This window comes from Novosphingobium sp. ERN07, from assembly GCF_012641335.1.
GTDB lineage: Bacteria > Pseudomonadota > Alphaproteobacteria > Sphingomonadales > Sphingomonadaceae > Novosphingobium.
Genome location: NZ_JABAID010000013.1, coordinates 75,399 through 96,964, shown reverse-complemented (window position 1 = coordinate 96,964; position 21,566 = coordinate 75,399). Strand labels below are relative to the sequence as shown.

The 21,566-nt window shown below is 59.6% G+C and carries 19 protein-coding genes; 11 read left to right on the top strand and 8 right to left on the bottom strand.

Features of this window, described 5'->3' with window-relative positions; translation table 11 throughout:
* Positions 1-173: 173 nt before the first annotated feature.
* On the bottom strand, positions 174-3,113 hold the full coding sequence (locus HGI47_RS16125; protein ID WP_168853800.1) for a TonB-dependent receptor: 2,940 nt from the start codon (positions 3,111-3,113) through the stop codon (positions 174-176).
* Between the two features lie 367 nt (positions 3,114-3,480).
* Here HGI47_RS16125 and ribH point away from each other — a divergent pair, with 367 nt between their 5' ends.
* On the top strand, positions 3,481-3,900 hold the full coding sequence (gene ribH / locus HGI47_RS16120; RefSeq protein ID WP_168853799.1) for a 6,7-dimethyl-8-ribityllumazine synthase: 420 nt from the start codon (positions 3,481-3,483) through the stop codon (positions 3,898-3,900).
* A gap of 31 nt (positions 3,901-3,931) precedes the next feature.
* Here the strand turns inward: ribH and HGI47_RS16115 are convergent, their stop codons facing one another.
* Positions 3,932-5,023 carry a hypothetical protein gene (locus tag HGI47_RS16115; RefSeq protein WP_168853798.1) on the bottom strand — a complete coding sequence of 364 codons (1,092 nt, stop codon included), beginning with the start codon at positions 5,021-5,023 and terminating at the stop codon, positions 3,932-3,934.
* Complete coding sequence (locus HGI47_RS16110; RefSeq protein ID WP_168853797.1) at positions 5,023-6,111, bottom strand: phosphotransferase family protein; 1,089 nt, start codon at positions 6,109-6,111, stop codon at positions 5,023-5,025. Before HGI47_RS16110 ends, HGI47_RS16115 begins: the two co-directional genes overlap by 1 nt.
* A gap of 148 nt (positions 6,112-6,259) precedes the next feature.
* Here HGI47_RS16110 and HGI47_RS16105 point away from each other — a divergent pair, with 148 nt between their 5' ends.
* Both HGI47_RS16105 and HGI47_RS16100 read left to right on the top strand, forming a co-directional pair.
* Positions 6,260-6,523, top strand: coding sequence for a hypothetical protein (locus HGI47_RS16105; RefSeq protein WP_168853796.1), 264 nt, complete (start codon positions 6,260-6,262; stop codon positions 6,521-6,523).
* A gap of 215 nt (positions 6,524-6,738) precedes the next feature.
* Positions 6,739-7,266, top strand: coding sequence for a MarR family transcriptional regulator (locus HGI47_RS16100; RefSeq protein ID WP_168853795.1), 528 nt, complete (start codon positions 6,739-6,741; stop codon positions 7,264-7,266).
* Positions 7,267-7,344: 78 nt separating this feature from the next.
* On the opposite strand, the gene eno is transcribed toward HGI47_RS16100, so the two are convergent.
* On the bottom strand, positions 7,345-8,631 hold the full coding sequence (gene eno / locus HGI47_RS16095) for a phosphopyruvate hydratase (RefSeq protein WP_168853794.1): 1,287 nt from the start codon (positions 8,629-8,631) through the stop codon (positions 7,345-7,347).
* A gap of 162 nt (positions 8,632-8,793) precedes the next feature.
* Here eno and HGI47_RS16090 point away from each other — a divergent pair, with 162 nt between their 5' ends.
* The 5 genes from HGI47_RS16090 (at position 8,794) to HGI47_RS16070 (ending at position 10,982) form a co-directional block, all read left to right on the top strand.
* The gene (locus HGI47_RS16090) at positions 8,794-9,438 is read left to right on the top strand and encodes a hypothetical protein (protein ID WP_240950233.1); all 645 of its coding nucleotides are present in this window, start codon (positions 8,794-8,796) and stop codon (positions 9,436-9,438) included.
* A gap of 28 nt (positions 9,439-9,466) precedes the next feature.
* Positions 9,467-9,865, top strand: coding sequence for a phage holin family protein (locus tag HGI47_RS16085; RefSeq protein ID WP_168853792.1), 399 nt, complete (start codon positions 9,467-9,469; stop codon positions 9,863-9,865).
* Positions 9,862-10,146 (top strand): hypothetical protein, encoded by a 285-nt coding sequence (locus HGI47_RS16080; protein WP_168853791.1) that lies wholly within the window; start codon positions 9,862-9,864, stop codon positions 10,144-10,146. Before HGI47_RS16085 ends, HGI47_RS16080 begins: the two co-directional genes overlap by 4 nt.
* A 1-nt stretch (position 10,147) precedes the next feature.
* Entirely contained in the window at positions 10,148-10,660 is a 513-nt protein-coding gene (locus tag HGI47_RS16075) for a hypothetical protein (RefSeq protein WP_168853790.1), read from the top strand.
* Between the two features lie 100 nt (positions 10,661-10,760).
* Entirely contained in the window at positions 10,761-10,982 is a 222-nt protein-coding gene (locus tag HGI47_RS16070; RefSeq protein ID WP_168853789.1) for a DUF4170 domain-containing protein, read from the top strand.
* Between the two features lie 61 nt (positions 10,983-11,043).
* Here the strand turns inward: HGI47_RS16070 and greA are convergent, their stop codons facing one another.
* The 4 genes from greA to carA form a co-directional block, all read right to left on the bottom strand.
* Positions 11,044-11,520, bottom strand: a complete 477-nt coding sequence (greA, locus tag HGI47_RS16065; RefSeq protein WP_168853788.1) for a transcription elongation factor GreA — start codon at positions 11,518-11,520, stop codon at positions 11,044-11,046.
* A gap of 130 nt (positions 11,521-11,650) precedes the next feature.
* Positions 11,651-14,974, bottom strand: a complete 3,324-nt coding sequence (carB, locus tag HGI47_RS16060) for a carbamoyl-phosphate synthase large subunit (RefSeq protein WP_168853787.1) — start codon at positions 14,972-14,974, stop codon at positions 11,651-11,653.
* Positions 14,975-15,751 (bottom strand): hypothetical protein, encoded by a 777-nt coding sequence (locus tag HGI47_RS16055; RefSeq protein WP_168853786.1) that lies wholly within the window; start codon positions 15,749-15,751, stop codon positions 14,975-14,977.
* On the bottom strand, positions 15,748-16,923 hold the full coding sequence (gene carA, locus HGI47_RS16050) for a glutamine-hydrolyzing carbamoyl-phosphate synthase small subunit (protein WP_168853785.1): 1,176 nt from the start codon (positions 16,921-16,923) through the stop codon (positions 15,748-15,750). The genes HGI47_RS16055 and carA overlap by 4 nt, the downstream gene beginning before the upstream one ends.
* Before the next feature lie 160 nt (positions 16,924-17,083).
* Between carA and HGI47_RS16045 the strand changes: the two genes are divergently transcribed.
* From HGI47_RS16045 to rpoD, 3 genes are all read left to right on the top strand, one after another.
* Entirely contained in the window at positions 17,084-17,539 is a 456-nt protein-coding gene (locus tag HGI47_RS16045) for a GatB/YqeY domain-containing protein (RefSeq protein WP_168853784.1), read from the top strand.
* Positions 17,540-17,546: 7 nt separating this feature from the next.
* Positions 17,547-19,412, top strand: a complete 1,866-nt coding sequence (gene dnaG / locus HGI47_RS16040) for a DNA primase (protein ID WP_168853783.1) — start codon at positions 17,547-17,549, stop codon at positions 19,410-19,412.
* Positions 19,413-19,477: 65 nt separating this feature from the next.
* On the top strand, positions 19,478-21,481 hold the full coding sequence (rpoD, locus tag HGI47_RS16035; protein WP_168853782.1) for an RNA polymerase sigma factor RpoD: 2,004 nt from the start codon (positions 19,478-19,480) through the stop codon (positions 21,479-21,481).
* Positions 21,482-21,566 lie beyond the last annotated feature (85 nt).

Below are 21,566 nucleotides of genomic sequence, written 5' to 3'. Positions count from 1 at the left end.
GAGAGCATCATGCCCGACGCGCTTGTGCAGGCGTCCGGGCCATCGTATTTAACCGCTGGACTCTCGTTATGATCGAGGGACTGCCGGGGGGCAGGTCAAGGCCATTAAAAGAAGCGCCGGAACCCGAAGGCCCCGGCGCATAGTGTTTCGCGTCTGGTTGACGTCGAAATATCCTAGAACTTGAACCCTGCAGCGACGCCATAGCGGCGGGGTTCGAGTGTGAAGATATTGGTAAAATTGCCCGATGACTGGTCGGTGATATAGAGGCCGGTAATCGGGTTGGAGTTGCCCACGTTCTGAATGAACCCGCGCAGGAACCACTTGTTCTCCGGGCCATCCAACTGGATCTGGGCATTCACCTGCGTGTAGCTTGGAATGCGGTTGATGTTGCCGTTGAAGATGCTGCCCGTCGACGTGCCGGTCATGATGAAATCGGCACGCGGGGTCAGTGTCAGGCCACCAAGCGGGATCGCGTATTCCGCCCCGCCAGATACCTTGACGTTTGGCGCTCCCGGCAACTGGTTGCCCTTGATGTTCACCGGAATGCCCGACGTGAACACCTGAACCCCACCGAACGGCGCCCCGCCGCCCGTGGCAGCCGCCACGCCTTCAAGCGCGGCGCAAATGCTGTAGGCCCCGGTCGAAGCGATACCGCTGTTGGCACCGAACGACGTGGTGGGTCGCAGCCCGGCCCCAGCAGCAACGCCGGGGATCGCCCCTGCGTTGATCTGGGCGTTCACTGTGTTCACAAAGGCATTGACCCCTGCAACGCTGCCCGACGTAGACGCGACGGCGCAGTTAGCCGCGTTGGTGATGTCCTTGATGATCACCGCATCTGCACGGCCAGCACCGAAGTCACGCGGGTTGGCAAGGAACTTGTCCTGCGAAACCTTGGTGTTGAGGTAGCTGGCGGACACATTCACCGTCATACCGCGTACCGGGCGCATCACGGCTTCGGCTTCAAGGCCCCAAATATTCGCGTTCACGTTGTCGTTCACCGAAGTGCGCGCAACGATGCGAGAAAGCTGCAAGCCCTTGTACTTGTAGTAGAAGCCGGTGAGGTTCAGCGTCAGGCCGCCAAACTGGTTCTTTGTGCCGATTTCGAAAGCATCGATAAATTCAGGATTGAACGATTCCGGCACCGTGAAGATCGGTGAAAGCGGCGGATTGATACCGCCCGATTTGTAACCTCGTGAGTAAGACAGATAGACGAGGTTATCCGGCGTGATCTGGAAGTCCAGCACCGCACGCCCGGTGATCTCCTTGAATTTCGCGCTGCGGTTCTGGAAAAGCTGGTTTCCGGCGAGGCTTGGGTCCGCATCGAAGCTGCCGGCGAAAGGCGAACTGAACACATCAGCGGTCCCGAACGGCGTCAGGAAGTTGGCCAGAGTCGTCCGTGCGCGGATTTTCTTGTCGTCGTTGTTGTAACGCAGGCCCAGCGTGAGCTTCACCCGGTCGTCGAACTTGTAGTAGGCTTCACCGAAAATGCCGTAGCTCTTAATGTCGAGCTGATCCGAATTGTTGCGGAAGTACGGCGTTGCCAGATAGGATGGTGGCGCACCGGCACCGAGAGCCGAAAACGCCCCTACTACGCCCGTGAAATAATCGAGGCCGAACGAGTTCACATAGTAGCTGTTTTCGCTGAGCGAATAATCGCTGTAGATACCGCCCAGCAGGAAGTTGAACTTGCCGTCCCAGTCAGAACTGAAGATCGCTTCAGCCGACCAGCTCTTGTTGTATTGCACCGATCGGTCAAAATCGAGCGGGGTCATGCCGCAGACCCTATTGCCGCCAAACACGCCCGTGCCAGATTCCACTGGCGCAGAGGTGCAGATCACACCGGCAGGACCATTGGGCATGAGCGCCGCTGCAACCGGACCGAGATAGCGCTGCAATCCTGCCCCCAGCAAGCCGGCCTGCGCAGCAGCCAGAGTGTTCAGCGAAGGCTGGATCAACGCGCGGCTTTGTACCGAGTTGTTGTAGTCCTGACTCGAATCAACCTTCACGTCTTGATAGTTGCCGGTCAGCTTGAGGTTGAGACCTCCGCCAAGTTCTTGATCCCAAGAACCCACAACGATCAGTTCTTCGGTAAAGTAGCTCGGCTTGGTATCGGTATTGACCACGCGCGGGTCTGCCGGGTTGACGACGCCCGAATAGGTGTCAGTTCCGTAGAGGCTGCCTGATGCGAAGGCCGTCGGCAGACCGCGGATCGCAAAAAACTCTCGTGATCCCAGAACCGATGCAAGGGTCGAATTGCCGTTGGTGGTGCCATACGGCAAATTCGCGTTCAGGCAGCCCAAAATGCCTGTCGGATCGGTCTGGCAGACCTGCTTCTGGATGCGCATACGATTGTCGCGCTCATGGAAATACTGGGCCATGAGATCAATCGTCGTGCCCGTGCCCGGTTCGAAACGGAGCGAGCCGCGAACGCTGTACATATTGCGATCGTCGATCCGCGAATTGTCGAACAGGTTCTTGGTATACCCTTCGCGATTCAGATAAAAACCGGCGAGGCGAACCCCAAGTGAAGCGCCCAGTGGCAGGTTGACCATGCCGCGCAGGCGAACGGAATCGTAATTGCCATATTCGGCATCCCCTGAAGCGCCGAACGCGCTCAGATCCGGCTTGGCCGTGATCAGATCGACCACGCCTGACGTGGCGTTGCGGCCGAACAAGGTGCCCTGCGGCCCGCGCAAAACCTGCACTTGCGCCAGATCGTAGAATTCTCCTTCGAACAGGCGCGTGGCGAACAGGGGGGAATCGTTGAGGTGAATTGCGGTTGCCTGATCGCAGGTCACGCCCACACAAAGGTCACCGATACCACGAATGGTAAAGCTCGATGAGGTGAAGTTTGTTTTGGTGAACGTGATGTTGGGCAGCGAGAGTTGCAGATCCAAAGTGTTGCGGATCTGCTGTTTGTCGAGAGCTTCGGGTGAAAATGCGCTGACCGCAATCGGCACATCCTGCAGGCGCTGTGCCTGACGTTGTGCAGTAACGATGATCTCTTCCAGGCCGAAATTGTCATCGGCAGTTTGCGGTGCTTCCTGCGCGAACACGGGTGCGGAAACGGCGGCGATGCATACGCCAGCCAGCAGGGAAAGCTTGCCCCTCATAGCTCAGACCTCTCTCTCCAGCGGTGCCCGTCATTGGCTGCAGGCTACCTGAGACACAGGACATAACGGGGCGGAATCTTTGTCAACCGGATAATTAAAAATAGGGGTTTCCGTAAGGGAAGGACGTTGCAATTGCGACCATTCTGGCGAGGATTGCATGAAAATGCATGACATCAAAATGTGATGTCGTCGCCTTGCATGAAACGCTACACTGTGAGAATGCCGAATCGCCGCGGAAAACCGCGCACTCTCCTCGGCAGAACTCTGCGACTCGATTGTCGTGGCAATGTCTTTGCAGGGGCGGTAGGGCGGCCCACGAATAACGCATAGAATGCGTCAGACATCATCATCTTGAGGACCGAAACTCATGGCAAAGTTCCTGATCGTCGAAGCCCGCTTCTATGACCACCTCAACGACATGCTGATCGAAGGCGCAAAGGCGGCAATCAAGGCCGCCGGACACAAGGCCGACGTCATCACCGTGCCGGGCGCGCTCGAAATTCCGGGCGCAATCGCGCTGGCCGACCAATCAGGCGATTACGAAGGTTACGTGGCAATTGGCGTGGTCATTCGTGGCGAGACCTATCATTTCGAGATCGTGGCAGGCGAAAGCGCGCGCGGAATCATGGCGCTGACGATGGACGGCATGGCCATCGGCAACGGCATCCTTACCGTGGAAAACGAAGCTCAGGCGATTGTCCGCGCCGATCCAAAGCAGAAAGACAAGGGCGGCGAAGCAGCAAAGGCGGCACTTGCCCTGCTCGCCTTGCGCGAACGCTGGGCCTGATCCTTATCCCTGATCCTATTTCTTGGGGGACTCAGCCCGGATCGTCATATCCTTTGAGGCCCCACGGCACGTAAGGGCCGATCACAAGCTGTTCGAAGCCACCAATGCCGATCTCGCCATCACTTGTGATGACGCGCGAGATAATCTGCACGTGCAGGTTCTCAAGCGTCGGCGCCATAGGATCAAGATTGGCAAGGACGAGATCCTCACGCTCGACAACCAGCGTGCCGTGGTAGAAGCCATGCCCCCACTTCGGGCTTGTATATCCCAAACCCCGCATCTGGAACCGAACCAGCGGTTCGAATGTCAGCGTTAACGGGCCTTCAGGGCGCTGGATCGACAGTTCCCCGCCAGCAGGCCAACGTGTGCCCGGTTGCATGGGTGACTGCATCGATGCGGCCGGCGTTTCGTAGAAGCCATCTTGCCCGGCACCATCAGGCGCGATGACTGCTCGAGTGTTCCACGGCGCGCCGTGACGATCAGCATTGATATGAAAAAACAGCGAGCGTTCGGGCAGGTTCACCGGCGTCCACTGCCAGAAGAATGACGAGACAACCCCGTGCCCATGCGGTTGCGCATCAGGCAGCCCCACGGGCCGCACTCCCCAGCTGCGGTCCCGCGTCCCGACGGTGCCCGAAGCCAATTCCCGACGATTCCCATCGACCTCGATCCAGCCCTCGTAGTGCCCATTCTGGGTAAGGCGGGTGTAGTCCATGAAGGTGCGCGGACCGATGCGATAGGTAAAGCGCGGCTCTTCAATCGGGAAAGCTCGCCCCGTGAAGGTCAGATCAGCAGATAGTCCTTCTCCATTCACCCGCACACGCAAGACCTTGAGAGGTTCGATCACTTCGATCGAAATCGGTCCAACCGACAGATCAAGCCGCTCCATACCCAGTTCACGTGAAGCATGAAGATTGTACTGCTTACCATTGCGAATGCAGGAAAAGTGCGCGTCCGCTACGTTTAGATGCGGATAGATTCCCAAAGCAACTGCAAAGAAACCTGATCCGTCAGGCGCATATCCATTGAAGAAATAGCGGTCATAGAAATTGCGGTCGGTTCCTGCATAGGCAACCGGCTCAGGCGTCTGATGCAGCGGAAAATCATCACCTTTGGTCAGCATCAGGCGTGCTCCATCCTGCGCTTCAACGCGCCAAGGCTATCGTGTTCCAGAGCAAGTTCGCAGCTTCCTCTGGCCATTGACAGGAAGTTGGCGTCACCTCGATCCGTCCTGACAACAAAAGCAGCACTGAATACCGCCGTGGACACGCCATGAAGTGCGGCAATGCGGTAATCGTCCCAGATGTCGTCGCGGGTCAGGGTAACACCCCGACGGGTCATTTCAGCGCAGTAAAGGTCCAGCAAGGCTACCTCGTTCGGACGGCGCAGCGCCGAACCGATGCCACAACCGAGGAAGTATCCGATATCGGTCAAGCTGCAACCAACCGCGCAGGTCTGCCAATCGACCAACGCAATCGGCTCTGTACCCCCTCGGATATCAAACAACATATTGTCGAGCCGGAAATCACCATGCAGAAGGCTACGTCGCCGGTGTACGCGATCAAACCACAGGTCGAGATTGTCGTTCAATCCTTCACAAATTGCCATAAGTTCGGCTGGTAAGTCATTGACGTAGCGTTCACGAAAGATGGATTGCGCGTGCAGATAGAGGGCGCGCAAAGTTGCGTTGGCCTGCGGATCCGGTCGCAGCCATTCGGCATCAAGCAGCGAGCTTTCGAACGTCGGAGCATGAAGCGCGGCAGCCTGCCGCATTGCAGCCTCCGCCTGCGCCAACGTGCAACCGGCAAGCTGGTTGCCAGCAGTGCAAGGGCCAAGATCTTCGAACAGCAGCACGAAATCGCAAAGGTTATCGTCCAGCATTGCCGCATAAGTGCGCGGTACGCGCATCGCGATGTGGTTGGCGGCCTGCTGATAGAACAGCACTTCCTTGCGATAGAGCGAGAACGCAGCCGCAGTCTGGCGACTGGTGGCATCGCCGGAAGGAAACTTCGCAGCCAGCGTGCGCGGCGCTTGCCCTGCATCCCCTGAATAACGCATTGTGAACCGCGCGGTATCGCCCACCTGCCCCGTGCCGATAGCCTCCCATTCGAACGACACGATACGCGCAGCCCCCAGAACGCCCGATTTGTCGAGTTGCGCCTCGATCCACGCTGCGTCCACTTCGTCCGGTCGTGTCGGAAAGTCTGCCATATCCTTCTCTCCCGCACAAAGGCTGGCATAGCGATGCAGTCTTGGGAAGCCCGTTCCAATTGACCGATTAAATCAGCTTTGCCGGAACGGGGCGTCAATATGGTGGTTGATGTCCGGTGGCCATGGATTGATGGCAGTGGAGCAAAGCATGAACGGCGTTCTTGAATGGTTTGCCTCCATTGGTACCATAATCGCAGCAACACTAGTTGCTCTAGATATGGGCCGCCGCATCACCGGTTGGGGCTTTGTGCTGTTTGTCGTCGTATCGATCGCCTGGATTGCTTCCGGAATAACGAATGGCGCGTCGTCGGTGGCCATCCAAAACGCTGCACTGCTCTTGGTGAATGCCTGGGGTGTATGGCGGTATCTTTTGAATCCAGAACGGAGACAGATCAAAACCAACAGACTATAGTCTGCTCCAAATTGGCGAAACAATACCGAATTTCGAGATTGCGATTGTTCATCATTCCCTTGTAAAATAACACAAATTATCGGGCCGCACTTTGCAATATAGGGCCATCTACTTAGGGTACGCCCGAATGGCCCCATCAATGTGATTGATTGATCCCATCCCCACAGACCGAACCTTCACCGGTCCCGTACACTGCAACAGGGGGTTGCCAACGGATGGGCAAGGATCTTCTTCGCGCAAAGGCCAGACGCCTGATCGCCGCCGCCAACGAACTGCTCGCCATCGCGCACGAGCTTGAAGCCAGCGATGGCGAAGGACGCAGCGATGAATTTGCCAGCGCTCACACCGTAAAGGACAGTCCGGTGTGGGCTGAAATTGCCCGCGCCACTTATCGCGACCGCCGCCGCCGGGGGAACATCTTCGCGGACGCCGCATTGTTCGGGGAGCCGGCGTGGGACATACTGCTTGACCTGTTCATCGCGGCTAAGGAACGCAAGCGCTTGCCCGTAACCAGCGCCTGCATAGGCGCCGCTGTTCCGGCAACGACAGCGCTTCGCTGGCTGACTGTGCTCGAAGAAAAAGCCCTGATCATCCGCGAGAACGATATGAACGATGCCCGCCGCGTCTTCGTTCGCCTTTCGGCAGAAGGCTACGAAAAGATGGTGGCCTACTTCTCCGAAATCGCAGGCGACATGCGCAGCGATGAGGAAATTGGCTCCCCCGCCCTTCGCATGGCCCATTGATCGATCAGCGTTAGGCGCACACAAAAAGGCGGCGGCTTGCACTGGAAACCGCCGCCTTTTTGTAATCTGCCTGTCGGATCAGGCGCCAAGGCGACCGAATGCCGCAGCACCGGCGTACCGTGCCGACATGCCCAGTTCTTCTTCAATACGAATCAACTGGTTGTACTTGGCAAGACGATCCGACCGCGCAAGCGAACCAGTCTTAATCTGGCCGCAGTTGGTCGCCACCGCCAAGTCAGCAATCGTCGCGTCTTCCGTTTCACCCGAACGGTGCGACATGACGGCGGTGTAGCCACTGCGCTGCGCGATGCTGACCGCTTCCAGCGTTTCTGTTAGCGAGCCGATCTGGTTGACCTTCACCAGCAGCGAATTGGCAAGACCCTTGCCAATGCCCATTTCAAGGCGGCGTGGGTTGGTCACGAACAGATCGTCACCAACAAGCTGCACGCGCTTGCCGACCTTGGCTGTCAGCGCAGCCCATCCTTCGAAATCGTCCTCGCTCATGCCGTCTTCGATGGAAATGATCGGATAGGCATCGCACAGTGCAGCCAGATAATCAGCCATCGCATCGGGCGAGAGCGAAAGACCTTCGCCGCTGATTTCGTACTTGCCGTTCTTGAAGAACTCCGTCGCCGCGCAATCGAGCGCTAGCTTGATGTCGGTGCCCGGCTTGAATCCGGCCTTCTCGATCGAAGCCATGATGAAATCCAGCGCGTCGCGCGTGCTGGCAAGGTTCGGGGCAAAGCCGCCCTCGTCGCCCACTGCCGTAGCGAGGCCCTTCTCGTGCAGGCCCTTCTTCAGCGTGTGGAAGATTTCCGCGCCCCAACGCACCGCTTCGGCCAGCGACGGCGCGCCCACCGGCATGACCATGAATTCCTGGAAATCGATTGGATTGTCGGCGTGCTCGCCACCGTTGATGATGTTCATCATCGGCACCGGCAGGACATGCGCCGAAACGCCACCGACATAGCTGTAGAGCGGCAGGCCGCGCGCATCGGCAGCGGCCTTCGCCACCGCAAGGCTGGTGCCCAGAATGGCGTTCGCGCCAAGGCGGCTTTTGTTCTCCGTCCCGTCCAGTTCGATCATCGCAAGATCAACATCGCGCTGGTCTTCGGCGTCCATGCCCAGAATGCACTCGGCGATGTCCGAATTGACGGCAGTGACCGCCTTGGTCACGCCTTTGCCAAGGTAGCGCGCCTTGTCGCCATCGCGCAGTTCCACCGCTTCGTGCGCACCGGTCGATGCGCCAGACGGCACAGCGGCGCGGCCAAAGCTGCCGTCTTCAAGCAGGATGTCGACTTCGACCGTGGGGTTGCCACGGCTGTCGAGGATTTCACGCGCATGGATGTCGATGATCGCGGTCATGGTCTGCTCCCTGCAGTGCGGCGGCACAATCGGCGCCAAGGTTTGGCGCGGCTCCTATCTGCTGGAACCGTGGCAGGCAAGCCGCGTTTGCAGTGCAACATACCTATCCGGGTCGATCTATCGGCCCAATCCTCTTGCAAACCGTCATACAGGTCTAGCAAGATGGCAAAGACAGCCCATATCGAGGGCAAACCAAACGCGCGAACTGCCGAAGGGATAAGAGACATGGCCGAAACCACGATGCCCCCCGCCGACGCTCCCAAGAAGCGCGCCGCGAAGAAAAAGGTTGAAGACGCCGTAGCGGCCATCGCACCTGCCGTGGAACAAGCCGCTGAATCGGCAAAGGGTCGCTTCAGCAAGGCAATCGAAGAAGCCAAGGCTGGCGCCGAAGCGTTCAAGGGCGAAGCTATGGAAAAGGGTGCGGCCTACAAGGCAAAGGTCAGCGGCACTACCGCCGATTGGGTTGACGAAGCCAAGGTCTATGCCGGACAGGCCAAGGAAAAGGGCGCGGCGCTCGCCGTCGAAGGCAAGACCCGCGCTAGCGATGCCCTGACCACGCTCGGCAAGACCATTTCCGACACCGCGCCGACCATCGATGAAAAGCTGGGCGTCCAGTACGGCGATTACGCGCGCAGTGCCGCCCGCTCGATTCAGGAAGCCGCAGCAAAGCTGGAAGCCAAGGATCTTAACGAACTGGGCGATGACGTGAAGGACTTCGTGAAGAAAAGCCCCGGCGTTGCCGTTGGCGTGGCAGCAGTGGCAGGCTTCGTGATCGCACGGATGCTTTCCGGCAAGTCGGACGACTGACAGCGGCTCCAACGGGGGCTGAAGCCTGATGACCGAAACTGACAGCAAAGTTACCGAACCCGGCGTGGAACCGCCGGCTTCGGTACAGAACGAAGGCATAGGCGGCGCGATCAAGGCCTTGATCGACGATGGGCAGACCCTCATCCAAGCGGAGATCGCCTATCGCAAGGCCCAAGCAGCCTATGGCCTGACCGAAGCGAAAGCGATTGCCGTCCTGATCGTTCTTGGGCTGGCCTTCGGATTCTTCACTCTCCTCGCACTGGTCGTGGGCCTGCTGATTGCGCTTGCCATCTACGTTGGCGTGTGGGGCGCACTTGCGATTGTCGGCGGGGTGCTGGGCATTCTGGCCGGGCTGTGCCTCGTGCTTGCCTTGCGCAGGATCAGCCGCGCAAAGGCTGCGCTCACACAGGGGAGCAATGCTGGATGAGCAGCGCAGAATCCATCGCATCGGCCCGCGCACTTCGTGACGAAGCGCTGGCCGTATTCAGGGGCGATCTGGAAATCGCCAAGCTGGAGGTTTCACCGGGGCGCGTGAAGGAACGCGCCGTGGGTGAAGCCGTTGAGATGATCGACACCGCGCGCGAAATCGCAAGCGAAAACAAAGCCGTGATCGGCGCAACCCTTGCCGCGCTTTTCGCATGGTTTCTGCGGGAACCGTTGCAGCAAGCCGCTGGTTGGATTGCCGACAGGGTTGGAATCGGAGATTGACATGACTAACGAAGTGACGCCCCCCACCGTCGAGACCGAGACCGAAACGCTGCGCGACAAGGTTGACGCAGCCAAAAACAGGCTGGCTGAACGCACTGCGAATGCCAAGCCTGTGCAAACGGTGAAAGGCTTGATCGAGGAACATCCCGTTGCATCAGTCGCCGCAGGTATCCTGCTCGGCGCGCTGGTGGCAAAGGCCCTCCCCTCGTTCACCCGTCGCACCAGCAGCGTCGATGATGCTGCCACGGGCTTGCGCAAAAGCGCTGCAGGCTTGGCGTCGGTTGCGGGCAAGCTTGCGCTCGATTACGCAACCCGCGCACGCGATGCCGGGCGCGATGGCCTGCACAAGGTTGAGGAAGTCGGCAGCAACGTGACTGACCGCCTTGCCGACGGCAGCGAAGATGCGAAGCGTAAGGTGATCGACATCGCAGAAATCGCGCGCTCAGCAGCTATCGAGGCAAGCGAAGCCGCCCTACGCAAGGTCAACGAACTCACCTCGCGGATGCGGCACTGACCCGCATATAAATTCGCCCAAATACGACTTTGGCCGACTTGCACAAAACCGTGCTTTTTGTCAGTGGCACTGATGAATCCTCCCCAATGGAAAGTCGCCAATGCAAAAGCTCCACCTCGTGATGGGCGGTCGGGTAAAAGACCCGCAGGGCCTTGAATTCGTCGATCTGAAAGCCGTCGATATGGTCGGCGTCTATCCTGACTATGCCAGTGCCGAAGACGCATGGCGCAGCGCGGCGCAGAAGACGGTGGACGATGCCGAAATGCGCTATGTCATCGTGCATCTTCACCGTTTGCTCGATCCCAGCGTGCCGGAAGACTGAGTGGATAAAACAAAAAGGCCCCGGATCGCTCCGGGGCCTTTTCGTTAAGCGATCCACTAGATCAGATGAATTCGATCTTCTTCACCAGATAGAACTTGTCGCCCGACGGGACCGTCACTTCGATCTCTTCGTCAACCTTGCGACCAATCAGCGCCTTGCCGAGCGGCGAGTTATAGCTGATCATGCCCTTCTTGGCGTCTGCCTCATAAGGGCCGACGATCTGGTACTTCACCGGCTTGTCATCATCGTCGAGCAGCGTCACCGTTGCACCGAAAATGATCTTGTCGCCCGAAAGCGTGGCAGGATCGATGATCTGAGCACGGCTGACGCGATCTTCCAGATCGGCAATTGTTGCCTCGACCTGCCCCTGCCGTTCCTTGGCTGCGTGATATTCGGCGTTTTCCGAAAGATCGCCGTGGGCGCGTGCTTCCTCGATCGCATCGACGATCCTCGGTCGCTCTTCGCGCAGCGCTTTCAGCTCGGCAGTAAGCTTCTCATAGCCTTCCGCAAGCATCGGCAGCTTTTCCACACTCGCCATCCGTCAGTCTCTTTCCTGTCTGCCCCCACAGGCAACCGTCACGGCAACCAAGGGAAAACCTGCCCCCACCGACCGACGCCGAATGCGCCGAGCCGGACCATGATGCCACGATGCCGGGGGACTTGAAGGTTCAGCTATAATAGTCCTGCAACGAACGCACTTCAAGTTCAGTGGTCCGAAGTGCCTCTATTGCTTCCACAGTGGCGACAGAAGCCGCCGCCGTGGTGAAATAGGGAACCCGCGAAGCCAGAGCCGATGCGCGAATCGAAGCAGAGTCCTTGTGGCTCTGCCAGCCTTCGGTGGTGTTGAAGATCAACGCGATATCGCCATCAATGATGCGATCCACAATATGCGGACGACCTTCGGCCACCTTGTTCACACGCTCCACGATCACGCCGGCATCTGCCAGATAGCGTGCGGTGCCGCCCGTGGCGACGATCTTGAAGCCCAGCCCTTCCAGCTTGCGCACGGCAGGCAGGACAACGGCCTTGTCGCTATCCTTCACCGAAACGAACAGCGTGCCTGCCTGCGGCAGCTTCGTGCCCGCACCAAGCTGTGATTTGGCAAAGGCCACCGCAAAGGTGTCGTCGATGCCCATGACTTCACCAGTGGACTTCATTTCCGGCGAAAGCACCGGATCGACGCCGGGGAAGCGCGCAAACGGGAACACCGCTTCCTTCACCGCCATGTAATCGATCTCGCGCTTGATCGGCGGCAGATTGGCCAGCTTTTCCCCTGCCATCACGCGCGCGGCCAACTTGGCAATCGGCGTGCCGACAGCCTTGGCAACGAACGGCACCGTACGGCTTGCGCGCGGGTTCACCTCGATCAGGTAAACCTCGCCGTCCTTGATCGCGAACTGGATATTCATCAGCCCGCGCACGTTCAGCCCCTTGGCCAGCAGAACGGCCTGCCGTTCCATCTCCGCGATGATTTCGTCAGAAAGGCTATAGGGCGGGATCGTGCAGGCGCTGTCGCCCGAATGGATGCCCGCTTCCTCGATGTGCTGCATCACGCCAGCAACGGTCACGTCGTCACCATCGGCCAGCGCATCGACGTCGCATTCAATCGCGTCGCGCAGATACTGATCGATCAGCACCGGGCTATCGCCCGAAACCTGCACGGCCGTGGCGATGTAGTCGTCCAACTGCGCAAGGCTGTCGACAATTTCCATCGCGCGGCCACCCAGCACATAGCTTGGGCGGATCAGCACCGGGTAGCCGATGCGGGTTGCCACGGCCACGGCTTCGTCGCGACTGCGGGCAATGCCATTGGCGGGCTGCTTCAGGCCCAGCTTGGCCACCAGCGCGGCAAAGCGTTCACGATCTTCGGCAAGGTCGATGGAATCGGGCGATGTGCCAAGGATCGGGATGCCCGCATCCTGCAGCGCCTGCGCCAGCTTCAACGGGGTTTGCCCACCAAACTGAACGATCACGCCAACCAGTTCACCCTTCGACTGTTCGATGGCGAGGATTTCCAGCACGTCTTCAGCCGTCAGCGGTTCGAAGTAGAGCCGGTCAGACGTGTCGTAGTCGGTCGAAACGGTTTCCGGGTTGCAGTTGACCATGATGGTCTCGAACCCGGCCTCTTCCAGCGCGAAACAGGCGTGGCAGCAGCAATAGTCGAACTCGATGCCCTGCCCGATACGGTTCGGCCCGCCACCAAGGATCACCACCTTGCGGCGGTCGGTTGGCGCGGCTTCGTTCTCCGGCTCGCCAAACAGCGCGCCTTCGTAGGTTGAATACATGTAGGGCGTCACCGCCTCGAATTCGGCAGCGCAAGAATCGATGCGCTTGAACACCGGGCGCACGCCCAGCTTGTGGCGCAGCGCGCGCACTTCGCTCTCGCTGGTGGCACCCGCCATCGCGCGCAGCGTGTCGTGCAGCAGGCCAGACCGCTTGGCCTGCGTTTCACCCAAGCCGCCGGCAACGCCGATTCCGCGCACCGCCAGCGTGGCAAGGCGCTTGTCCGAAAAGCCCATCGCTTTCAGGCGGCGCAGACCCGCAGCGTCGTTGGGAAGGCCATCCTGCTGAACCTTCTGCTCTTCCGCTATGATTTCCGCGATATGGCGCAGGAACCACGGTTCATACTTGGTTACGGCGTGGACTTCATCCACCGTCAGGCCTTCACGGAAAGCCTGCGCGATCACCAGCAGCCGGTCAGGCGTCGCCTGTGCCAGCGCGGCGGTGATTTCGTCCCGGCTCGCCCCTTCAAGGCCGACCACGCGGTTGAAGCCATCAAGCCCGGTTTCCAGTCCGCGCAAGGCCTTCTGCATCGATTCCTTTATGTTGCGGCCAATCGCCATGACCTCGCCGACAGACTTCATCGCCGTGCCGAGCAGCGGTTCAGCGCCCTTGAACTTTTCAAAGGCGAAGCGCGGGATCTTGGTGACGACGTAGTCGATGGTCGGTTCGAACGCCGCCGGGGTGGCCCCGGTGATGTCGTTCATGATCTCGTCGAGCGTGTAGCCCACCGCCAGCTTCGCCGCGACCTTGGCAATCGGGAAGCCGGTGGCCTTCGACGCCAGCGCCGACGAACGCGAAACGCGCGGGTTCATCTCGATGACGATCAGGCGACCGTCCTTCGGATTGACTGCGAACTGTACGTTCGAACCGCCTGTTTCCACGCCGATTTCCCGCAGGACCGCGATCGATGCGTTGCGCATGATCTGGTATTCCTTGTCGGTCAGCGTCAGCGCGGGCGCGACGGTGATGGAATCGCCGGTGTGGACGCCCATCGGATCGACGTTTTCGATGGAGCAGATGATGATGCAGTTGTCGTTCTTGTCCCGAACGACCTCCATCTCATACTCTTTCCAGCCGAGCAGCGATTCCTCGATCAGCACTTCGGTGGTGGGCGACGCTTCCAAACCGCCCTTCACGATCTTGACGAATTCGTCCTTGTTATAGGCAATGCCGCCGCCGGTGCCGCCCATCGTGAAGCTGGGGCGGATGATCGACGGAAGCCCTGTGCGCTCCAGAATGGCCAGCGCCCCGTCAATGGTATGCGCGACGCCTGACCGCGCCGATTCCAGCCCGATCTTGTCCATCGCCTCGCGGAAGCGCTGGCGGTCTTCGGCCTTGTCGATGGCATCGGCATCGGCACCGATCATCTGCACGCCGAACTTTTCCAGCGTGCCATCGTTGAACAGCGCCAGCGCAGTGTTCAGCGCAGTCTGCCCGCCCATCGTCGGCAGCAGCGCATCGGGCCGCTCCTTCTCGATGATCTTGGCGACGACTTCGGGCGTGATCGGCTCGACATAAGTCGCGTGCGCCATGTCCGGATCGGTCATGATCGTCGCGGGGTTCGAATTGACCAGGATGATGCGATAGCCCTCTTCCTTGAGCGCCTTCACCGCCTGCGTGCCCGAATAATCGAACTCGCAAGCCTGGCCAATGATGATCGGCCCGGCGCCGATGATCAGGATCGAGGAGATGTCAGTGCGTTTGGGCATTTATTTTCCGCCACCAAATACGTTTTCAATTAAAAGATCGAGCAGCTTTGCGGCGACCTGCCCCAAAACTTTATCTCTATACTTCTCGATGAGCAAATTAAGAGCATGAAACAACGTCTCATACATCAAAAATGCTCGGAGAGATGTCGCTCTAAGAAGCTCTTTTGCTGCGTTCAATTGAGCCAATATTCTTGACCGCTCATCGACGTCACCATCAATTGAATTTTCGGGCTCAATTGCGGAAATTAGCTCGTCTGCGACAGCAGAGATTTCCTCTGTCTGATTATCATTCAAGTAAACAATGCGGTCTGAAGCAGGTATTCCTGGCCCAGAATTTGCAACTGTCTCCAAGCTATCGCCCGAACCCAAGTCAGCGCCTGCGAACGCGACGAGTCCATCCTCTTGAGCAATTTTTTTAATCGCTGCTACCAAAGATGGAGGGCCAAGAACTTCAACCCGCTGTGCAATGGGATTTTGCTCTTTATGCCGCTTAATAAAAAAGTCTTTTCGCGCATGATCAATGCGGAAATATTTTCCTGTGTATTCATCCCCCTCTCGGAGGATCACACCCTCATCCTCGAGCGTTGCGATTACCTGCGCCACTACATCTAAGTATTGCTGCTCTAGGGAAACCTCCAAGACGGAAAAGGAGTGAACTAGCGCCCCGTTAAAAAGGGCGGAGAGTTCACTCTCCGGTAACCAAGTCTGGGTCAACGCAACGAACTCTTTGCGTCGAATAGAATTGAGCAAAAGGAGCTTGATGTATTCCTCTTTCACCCCAACATCCCCACGAACTTCTCGAACAGGTAGAAACTATCCTGCGGCCCCGGCGATGCTTCAGGGTGATACTGCACCCCGAACGCGCGCTTGCCCTTCACCGCAATCCCGCAGTTCGAACCGTCAAAAAGCGAAACATGCGTTTCGATCACGTTGTCACCCAGCGCGCCCGGCGTGTTGTCCACCGCGAAGCCGTGGTTCATTGAGGTGATCTCGACCACGCCGTCTTCCATGCGCTTCACCGGGTGGTTCGCGCCGCGATGTCCCTGGTGCATCTTGGTGGTGCGCGCACCTGCGGCAAGCGCGAGCATCTGGTGGCCAAGGCAGATGCCGAAGACCGGCATGTCCATCTCCAGCAGCTTCTGGATCACCGGCACGGCATAGGCCCCGGTCGCCGCCGGATCGCCCGGACCGTTTGACAGGAACACGCCATCGGGCTTCAGTTCAAGGATCGTTTCCAGCGCGGTTTCCGCCGGAACCACCGTCACCGCCGCGCCCGCTTTCACGAGGTTGCGGAAGATATTGTCCTTCGCGCCGAAATCCATCGCCACCACATGCGGGCGCTTGTCGTGGGGTGAGCGGCCATAGCCCTTGCCCAGATGCCAGGCCGAGCCTTCCCAGCTTTCCTGGCCATCGCGCGTCACCACGCGGGCAAGGTCCATGCCTTCAAGGCCGGGCCACGTCTGCGCACGCTCGATCAGCGCGGCAATGTCGAACTCGCCCTTGGGATTGTGCGCGATCACCGCGTTGGGCGCGCCGGAAAGGCGGATGCGGCGAGTCAGCGCGCGGGTATCAAGGCCCGAAATGCCGATCTTGCCCTGCTTTTCCATCCACTGCTGAAACGTGCCTGCACTGCGGAAGTTGGCCGGATCGGTCACATCCTCGCGCACCACGCAGCCCACGGCACCCGGCGTGTCATGGCTTTCCATGTCCTCGTCGTTCGTGCCGACATTGCCGATATGCGGGAACGTGAAGGTCACGATCTGCGCGGCATAGGACGGATCGGTCATCACTTCCTGATAGCCGGTCATCGCGGTGTTAAAGCACACCTCGCCCACGGCTTCACCGCTGGCACCAAAACCGCGTCCCCAGGCAACAGACCCATCGGCAAGAACGAGGACTCCCGTAGCGCCGTCTGGTTGAGGCGCGTGCGAAAGTGCGGGGTCGGCCATGATTGGGGGCGCTCCGTTGGCAGGGGTTCTGGCGATGTTGCTAAGGGGCGGCGGTTAGACCTGAGTCCCCGATGCGTCAACCTAGCGATTCCCGAAAGTTTGTCCTAGAGGATGCGTTTCCCGCTTTTCCGGCGGACAACTTCACAGGAAATACGAACCCATGATCCGCGACACCATCAAGGCCGCGCAAGTTTCTGCCATGAAAGCGGGCGACAAGCCCCGCCTCGCCGCCGTCCGCCTGATCCTCGCCAAGCTGAAGGACAAGGACATCGAACTGCGCACCGCGTCTGCCATGCCGGACGATGACGTGCTCGTCACCGATGTCCTGCAGAAAATGGCCAAGCAGCGCCGCGAATCGATCACGATGTTTGAACAGGGCGGACGGCAGGAACTGGCTGATGTGGAAAAGGCCGAACTGGTGGTGATCGAGGAATTCCTCCCCCAGCAGATGGGCGAAGATGAGGTGAAAGCCGCCATCGTCGCCCTGATCGCCGAAACCGGCGCTGCGGGCATGAAGGACATGGGCAAAGTTGTCGCCGCACTGAAGGCCAAGCACGGCACGCAGCTCGACATGGGCAAGGCCAGCGGTCTGGTAAAGGCTGCACTGGCGGGTTGAACCAGCGATGAGCCTTTCCCCCCAATGGCTCGACGAACTGCGCGCCCGCATCTCCCTTTCGGGGCTGATCGGGCGCAGCGTTCGCGTGACCAAGGCGGGGCGAGAGTTCAAGGCGTGCTGCCCCTTTCACAACGAGAAAACGCCCAGCTTCACCATCAACGACGAAAAAGGCTTCTATCATTGCTTCGGCTGCGGGGCCCACGGCGATGCCATCCGCTGGATGACCGACCATCAGGGCCTGCCCTTCATGGAAGCAGTGAAGGAACTGGCAGTGCAGGCGGGGATGGAAGTCCCTGCCCCCGATCCGCGCGCCGCGAAGAAGGCCGAGCAGCAAAAGTCCTTGCATGACGTCATGGCGGCAGCGCAAGACTTCTTCGTGCGCTCGCTGGCCGATGAGCGCGGCGAGCAGGCGCGCCGCTATCTCGCCTCTCGTGGGTTCCCGGCCAGCGTGGTGCGCGATTTCGGCTTCGGCTTCGCGCCAGACAGCCGCACCGCGTTGAAAGAAGCGTTGTCGGCCTTCCCCGATGACATGCTGATCGAGGCGGGCCTCAGGATCGTGGTCGAAGGAAAAGAGCCTTACGACCGCTTCCGGGGCCGCCTGATGCTGCCCATCCTCGATCCGCGCGGGCGCGTGATTGCCTTTGGCGGGCGCATCCTTAGCGCTGACAAGACCGATGCGCCCAAGTATCTGAACTCGCCCGACACACCTTTGTTCGACAAAGGCCGCACGGTTTACAACCTTCACCGCGCCGGGCCAGCCTCGCGCCAAAGCGGGCGCGTGGTGGTGGTCGAAGGCTATATGGACGTGGTGGCGCTTGCCGTCGCCGGAATTGCCGAAGCGGTCGCGCCCTTGGGCACGGCACTGACCGAACACCAGATCGAACGGCTGTGGCGGCTCGTCGAAACGCCCACCCTTTGTTTCGATGGCGATTCTGCGGGCCAGCGCGCCGCCATGCGCGCCATAACCCGCGCCCTGCCCCTGCTCCGCCCCGGCCACTCCCTGCGCATCGTCACCCTGCCCGCAGGTATGGACCCGGACGATGTGGTCAAGGCGCAAGGCCCTGCGGCGATGGAAGCCCTGCTCGATGGTGCACGCAGCCTTGTCGATGTGCTGTGGGAAGTCGAACGCGATGCCGCCCCGCTCACCACACCAGAGGACAAGGCCGGGTTGAAGGCACGCCTGCTCGCCCATTGCGAAACGATTGCCCACCCGGACATCAAGTCGCTCTACCGCCGCGAATTGACCGAGCGTTTTGGCGACCTCGCCTTCGCCCGCAAGGAACGCGTGCCATTCCAGCCCCGGCAGGGCAACTCCGGCCTGCGCGGCAAAGGGCAGCCGTGGAAGCCCGCGCCCGCACCGCTGGCAGAGCAAGACAAGGCGAAAATGCTGCGCATCGGCAACGGTCCCAGCACCAGCCTGCTGGCCGCTGTGCTGTCTGGCCTGATCCTCCACCCGGCGCAGATTGTCCGCCACGCCGATGCCCTTGCGCGCCTCAAGCCCGACGATCCCGCTACCTGCGCGTTGATCGACGCGCTTCTGGTTCAGGCCGACACCATGCAGACGCTTGAAAGCGAAGGCTTGCGCACCATATTGCTGGAACGTGGGCTTCGGCTCCCGTCGGCGCAGGACTACGCCGGAATGCGATTCGGCTTTCTGGCCGGAAGTGGTGATTCGACAGGTGACGAACTTGCCGAAGCAGTTGCGCTTCTGGTCGAATTGCCGGCCGTCGAAGAGGCGCTGGAACATGCGACAAAGCGCCACGAAACGGAGTTTTCCGACGAAAGCTTCGCTGAACAGCAAAGATTGTTGCAGCGAAGGCTGGCATTGCTTGCCCGTTTGGGGCAAATGGGCCGTGCTCGTGCTGCGTTATAATTATAGCAATAGGCGCAATTCGGGTCTGCCAAGGCCCGGCTCTCATATGGTGGTACCGGGGTTAAATGGCTTCGAACGACAAGACCGATAGCGGCGACGCTCCGCTGATCGACCTCAACGATGCATCGGTGAAGAAACTGATCGCGCGCGCCAAGCGACGCGGGATCATCACGTATGATGAACTGAACGAGGCCCTGCCCCAGGACCAGATGTCTTCCGAACAGATCGAAGACATCATGGCCGCCATCTCGGAAATGGGCGTCAACATCGTCGAGAGCGACGAAGATGCGGTCGATCCTGAAGAAAAAGCGCAGGACGACGAACTCGACGAAGCGGAAACCGTCGAAGACCGCCCCGATGTCATCAAGCGCAAGGAAACGGTCGAACGGACCGACGATCCGGTGCGCATGTACCTGCGCGAAATGGGCGCGGTCGAACTACTCAGCCGCGAAGGCGAAATCGCCATCGCCAAGCGCATCGAAGCTGGCCGTGACACCATGATCATGGGCCTTTGCGAAAGCCCTATCACTTTCCACGCCATCATCCAGTGGTCCGAAGCGCTCAACGCCGGTGAAATGCAGCTGCGCGAGATTCTCGATCTCGACGCGATGCTGTCCAAGGAACCGCAGCCCGAAAACCTGTCGGAAGACGGTGACGAGGCTGAGCCCGAAATCAGCGAAGCAACCGCCGGGCCAACCTTCAAGGAAGAAGAAGACGTCGAGGAGGAGGAATCCGCCGACGAAGAGGACGACGAACTGCGCGAACGCCGCGCCCGTCCGGCCGAAGAAGAGGAGGAGGACAACACCCTCAGCCTCGCCCAGATGGAAGCACAGCTCAAGCCTGCCGCGCTTGAACGCTTTGCCGAAATTACCGCGCTGTTCCGTGCGTTCGAAAAGATCCAGGCCGAACGTCTGGACGTGCTCGGCGCGGGCAACGATTTCCCCGCCGCCAAGGAAACGCAGTACCAGAAGCTGCGCGAAGACCTGACGGCGCAGGTGGAATCGGTGCAGTTCCACGCATCGAAGATCGAATACCTCGTCGACAATCTTTATGCCTTCAACCGCCGCCTGACCACGCTGGGTGGCCAGATGCTGCGCCTGGCGGAACGTCACAAGGTGCCGCGCAAAGACTTTCTCGACATGTATATCGGGCACGAGTTAGACGATGGCTGGCTGCAGGGCCTTTCCGGGCGCGACAAGCGCTGGGCCGCTTTCGCCGCAAACGAACTGGCTCCGGTCGAACGCATCCGCGCCGAAATCTCGGACATTGCGTCGGCCACCGGCATGTCGCTCGGCGAATTCCGTCGCATCGTGAACATGGTCCAGAAGGGTGAGCGCGAGGCGCGTATCGCCAAGAAGGAAATGGTCGAAGCGAACCTGCGCCTCGTGATCTCGATCGCCAAGAAGTACACCAACCGTGGCCTGCAATTCCTTGATCTCATTCAGGAAGGCAACATCGGGCTGATGAAGGCGGTCGACAAGTTCGAATACCGTCGCGGCTACAAGTTCAGCACTTACGCCACATGGTGGATCAGGCAGGCGATCACGCGCTCCATCGCGGATCAGGCGCGCACGATCCGCATCCCGGTCCACATGATCGAAACGATCAACAAGCTGGTCCGCACAAGCCGCCAGTTCCTGCACGAGCAGGGCCGCGAACCGACGCCCGAAGAAATGGCAGAACGGCTCTCGATGCCGCTTGAAAAGGTTCGCAAGGTGATGAAGATCGCCAAGGAGCCGATCTCCCTCGAAACGCCGATTGGCGACGAAGAAGATTCGCATCTCGGCGATTTCATCGAGGACAAGAACGCAATCATCCCCGTGGATGCGGCGATTCAGGCAAACCTCAAGGAAACGGTCACTCGCGTCCTTGCCAGCCTCACCCCGCGCGAAGAGCGCGTGCTGCGTATGCGTTTCGGCATCGGCATGAACACCGATCACACGCTGGAAGAAGTCGGCCAGCAGTTCTCGGTCACCCGCGAACGTATCCGCCAGATCGAGGCCAAGGCCCTGCGCAAGCTCAAGCACCCCAGCCGCAGCCGCAAGATGCGCTCGTTCCTCGATCAGTAACGGCTGAATTTCCAGCCAAGAACATAGCGGCCGCTCCTTCAGGGGCGGCCGTTTTCGTTTGCCCGCTTTTCACGATGTTCTTTAT

Coding starts and splice junctions, on each gene's coding strand:
- HGI47_RS16105 (WP_168853796.1), top strand. CDS start 6,260: ATGAACGGCGTTCTTGAATGGTTTGCCTCCATTGGTACCATAATCGCA.
- eno (WP_168853794.1), bottom strand. CDS start 8,631: ATGACCGCGATCATCGACATCCATGCGCGTGAAATCCTCGACAGCCGT.
- carB (WP_168853787.1), bottom strand. CDS start 14,974: ATGCCCAAACGCACTGACATCTCCTCGATCCTGATCATCGGCGCCGGG.
- HGI47_RS16100 (WP_168853795.1), top strand. CDS start 6,739: ATGGGCAAGGATCTTCTTCGCGCAAAGGCCAGACGCCTGATCGCCGCC.
- HGI47_RS16045 (WP_168853784.1), top strand. CDS start 17,084: ATGATCCGCGACACCATCAAGGCCGCGCAAGTTTCTGCCATGAAAGCG.
- HGI47_RS16110 (WP_168853797.1), bottom strand. CDS start 6,111: ATGGCAGACTTTCCGACACGACCGGACGAAGTGGACGCAGCGTGGATC.
- HGI47_RS16085 (WP_168853792.1), top strand. CDS start 9,467: ATGACCGAAACTGACAGCAAAGTTACCGAACCCGGCGTGGAACCGCCG.
- HGI47_RS16080 (WP_168853791.1), top strand. CDS start 9,862: ATGAGCAGCGCAGAATCCATCGCATCGGCCCGCGCACTTCGTGACGAA.
- greA (WP_168853788.1), bottom strand. CDS start 11,520: ATGGCGAGTGTGGAAAAGCTGCCGATGCTTGCGGAAGGCTATGAGAAG.
- HGI47_RS16075 (WP_168853790.1), top strand. CDS start 10,148: ATGACTAACGAAGTGACGCCCCCCACCGTCGAGACCGAGACCGAAACG.
- HGI47_RS16115 (WP_168853798.1), bottom strand. CDS start 5,023: ATGCTGACCAAAGGTGATGATTTTCCGCTGCATCAGACGCCTGAGCCG.
- HGI47_RS16090 (WP_240950233.1), top strand. CDS start 8,794: ATGGCAAAGACAGCCCATATCGAGGGCAAACCAAACGCGCGAACTGCC.
- dnaG (WP_168853783.1), top strand. CDS start 17,547: ATGAGCCTTTCCCCCCAATGGCTCGACGAACTGCGCGCCCGCATCTCC.
- rpoD (WP_168853782.1), top strand. CDS start 19,478: ATGGCTTCGAACGACAAGACCGATAGCGGCGACGCTCCGCTGATCGAC.
- HGI47_RS16070 (WP_168853789.1), top strand. CDS start 10,761: ATGCAAAAGCTCCACCTCGTGATGGGCGGTCGGGTAAAAGACCCGCAG.
- HGI47_RS16125 (WP_168853800.1), bottom strand. CDS start 3,113: ATGAGGGGCAAGCTTTCCCTGCTGGCTGGCGTATGCATCGCCGCCGTT.
- ribH (WP_168853799.1), top strand. CDS start 3,481: ATGGCAAAGTTCCTGATCGTCGAAGCCCGCTTCTATGACCACCTCAAC.
- carA (WP_168853785.1), bottom strand. CDS start 16,923: ATGGCCGACCCCGCACTTTCGCACGCGCCTCAACCAGACGGCGCTACG.